The organism is Phyllobacterium sp. (genome assembly GCF_037994425.1).
Classification (GTDB): domain Bacteria; phylum Pseudomonadota; class Alphaproteobacteria; order Rhizobiales; family Rhizobiaceae; genus Phyllobacterium.
Map to the genome: position 1 here is coordinate 1 of NZ_JBBNAM010000228.1, position 2,995 is coordinate 2,995.

2 protein-coding genes are annotated in these 2,995 nt (G+C 56.4%); both read right to left on the reverse strand.

Annotated elements, in window-relative coordinates:
* Positions 1-700 (reverse strand): DUF3445 domain-containing protein (locus tag AAAB35_RS16035; protein WP_340669292.1); only part of this gene is annotated, 700 nt, incomplete at its 3' end.
* Entirely contained in the window at positions 700-2,577 is a 1,878-nt protein-coding gene (locus AAAB35_RS16040; RefSeq protein WP_340669293.1) for a M3 family oligoendopeptidase, read from the reverse strand. The genes AAAB35_RS16035 and AAAB35_RS16040, both read right to left, overlap by 1 nt.
* Positions 2,578-2,995 lie beyond the last annotated feature (418 nt).

The window sequence follows — 2,995 nt, forward strand, 5'->3', positions numbered from 1 at the left end:
GCTCCACGCGAACAAAACTCCGGGCGGCAATATCGTCGTCAGTATAGAGCGCGCCCTTCTCATGACTTGCGAGCGGGTGGTAGAGGTCGCCATCCGGCTGAAGCGACCAGTTCATGCGCCAGACGGATCGATCCGGGCGCAGGTTGTCGAACATGCGCACGATAAGGCCCGCGTTGCGTGTCCCCGCACCGAAATCTGGGACTGGCGCGTGAATTTTGTCCATCGAGCGGCCGAACTTTTCGCGGAGCGTCCATGATGAAGGGAACGATAGCGAAGCTGCACCGAGGTGCCAACCGCGATGCTGATCCTTGCGCATCAGCACGAGGTCTTCCTGTACGAGGCTGGCCGCGCGGTGCAGGAAGGGTGTTGCAGCCTCGCCGATCGGAACCGGCTCGTCCCGACCGGAAATGACGATTGCATCGCCTTTGCGCGCGTATTCGGCGGGATAGTTCTCGAGCAGGTGACTGGTCAGGAGGTCGAAAACCTCCTTCTGGCCCTGGTCGGTCCCTTCCTCTTCAACGAAAATCTTCTCGCCGTAGCGCGCAAACAAGCGCTGCTTTTCGGCAAGGTAGGCGAGAAGATGATCGTCGATTTCGATCCAGTCTTTATGGTCGAGTTGCTGCAACCCGATGGTGAACGGCTGCGCAGAACCGTCATAAGGGGTGTGGGCCGGAGACCGGTACGCATATTCCGCATCCATCAATCGCCGTCCATGGCTTCAAGTTCGTCAATGATGCCTTCGATCACCGAAAGGCCCTTTTGCCAGAATGCGGGGTCCGTCGCATCGAGGCCAAATGGCGCCAGCAATTCGGAATGATGCTTGGTGCCGCCCGCTTTCAGCATATCGAAATATTTCTGCTGAAAGCCTGCGTCCGCGTTCTGGTAAACCGCATAGAGCGAATTCACCAGACAATCGCCAAATGCATAGGCGTAGACATAGAACGGCGAATGGATGAAATGCGGAATATAGGTCCAGAAGGTTTCATAACCCGGGCCAAAATGGACCGCCGATCCAAGGCTCTCCTTTTGCACGTCCAGCCAGATCTCGCCGATGCGGTCCGAGGTCAACTCGCCCTCCATGCGTTCGGTGTGGACGCGGCGCTCGAACTGATAGAAGGCGATCTGTCGCACGACCGTATTGATCATGTCTTCGGCCTTCTGCGCCAACATCGCCTTGCGCTCGCGCTTGTCGCGCGTCTGCTCGAGGAGCGAACGGAACGTCAGCATCTCGCCGAAAACCGACGCGGTCTCGGCAAGCGTCAGCGGCGTCGAGGCCATCAGGGCGCCTTGGTCGCCGGCGAGGACCTGGTGCACGCCATGCCCAAGTTCATGGGCAAGGGTCATCACGTCACGCGGCTTGCCCATATAGTTGAGAAGTACATAGGGATGAGCCGAAGGGACGGTCGGATGAGCGAAGGCGCCTGGTGATTTGCCCGGCCGTGTCGGTGCGTCGATCCAGTTCTTGTCGAAGAACCGGCGCGCAATATCGGCCATCTCGGGGGCAAAGCCGCTATAGGCCGAAAGCACGGTTTCACGCGCATCATTCCATGAAATGACGGCTTGCGGCGTCTCCGGCAGCGGCGCATTGCGATCCCAGTTGTTGAGATAATCGAGGCCGAGCCATTTTGCCTTCATCGCGTAGTAGCGATGCGACAGCTTCGGGTAGGCGGCTTGTACGGTGGCCGCCAACGCATCGACGACTTCGCGCTCGACACGGTTCGCAAGGTGGCGGCTGTCGGCAATATCCTCGAAGCCACGCCAGCGATCGGAGATCTCCTTGTCCTTGGCGAGCGTGTTGGTAATGAGTGTGAAAATGCGCAGATTGTCCTTGAATGTTGCAGCTAGCGCGTCAAATGCCGCCTTGCGCAGATCGGCGTTGGCATCCTGAAGCAGGTTCAGGGTCGGCTCCAACGACATCTCCTCGCCATTCACCGTGAAGCGCAGCGCCGTCATGGTTTCGTCGAACAGACGGTTCCATGCGCCGCGACCTGTGATCGACTTTTCATGGAACAGCTGTTCCAGCTTGTCATCAAGCTGATACGGCTTGTCCTTGCGCAGATCCGTCAGCCATGGGCGATAGTGGCCAATGGCAGGATTGTCATCCATCGCCTTGTTCAGGATTTCATCGTCGATGCGATTCAATTCAAGGCCGTAGAAGATGAGGTGGGTGCTCGCATCCGTCATCTTCTGCTGGATGTCACCATAGAGCTTGGCATTTTTAGGGTCGGACGTGTCTCCGGCATAAACCAGGCCAGCAAACGAAACGATCCTGCCGATCAACTCCTCGAGGGCTTCGAATTCCGTGATTGAGTCGGCAAAGTCACCGCCATTTGGCTTTGCCGCTTCAGCCGTGAGAGTGCCCTTCCAGCGTTGCTCGAATTTGACGGCGAGATCGTTGGCGCGAACGAGGTCAGCCTTGAGCTCGCTGCTATCGACGGAGGGGTAGAGGTCGGCAAGGTTCCATTGCGGAAGGATGCCGAGGGCAGCCTGATCGGCTTTCGCTACCGCGGCGACGCCTTTCGCCCGAGTGGCTTTCAACGCCCTTGCGCCTGTGTATCTATCTGTTCCAGAAGTCATTTCAGCACCGTGTCATTGGGTGGATACAATCCGCAAAGGATCGAATCGCGAGAATTGGTCCGAAAGTGCTAAACCTTAAAAATCAGTTTGCAACGGATCCGGTTGCACTTGCTCATTCTACATTGAAGCATTTTTTAGACTTTCGAAGAATGGAATCATTCGTTAAAACGCCTTAATTATGCTGTTAACAACCCATTGACCATGTCACAAAACGATGGATTCTTCGCGAGTTTTTGCCATGCTCTCACCGTATTTGTTCTTCAGTAAAGCGACCATTAACCATTAAATCCGATAATTCAGCCATCCGGGGGTTGTAAATCGCGGTCAGGGTTGGGACGAAATTGTCATACATGAAACATGCAGAGAACGGCAGTTCGACGGTTGCCTCGCTCGCGCGTACCGCTTGGTTTGCCTTCAC